Genomic DNA, 241 nt, shown 5'->3' with positions numbered 1-241 from the left:
GAGAAGTTTACTGATCCTAGAATTTCAATCTCTTGTAACTGAAGTAGATAGAATTGCAGAATCTACTAAGTTCAACGGAAAAGATCTTCTAAATGGAACTGGTGATCAAATGGATTTCCAAATTGGTATCAATAACAATGAAGGTTTAGATAGAATTGCATTTGATCCATCTCAGACAAGTGCAAAAGTTGGTGATCTTGGAATTGAAGGTTTAACAGTATCTTCTAAAGAAGGTGCTCAA

The 241-nt window shown here is 34.0% G+C and carries 1 pseudogene; it reads left to right on the top strand.

The window, feature by feature from the left end:
• A pseudogene (locus tag M901_RS04325) lies at positions 1-241 on the top strand (flagellin FliC); the annotation flags it as partial.

The organism is Bacteriovorax sp. DB6_IX (assembly GCF_000447775.1).
In the GTDB taxonomy this organism is placed as follows: domain Bacteria; phylum Bdellovibrionota; class Bacteriovoracia; order Bacteriovoracales; family Bacteriovoracaceae; genus Halobacteriovorax_A.
The sequence above is the reverse complement of the archived record's forward strand: the minus strand, read 5'-3'. Positions and strand labels throughout refer to the sequence as shown.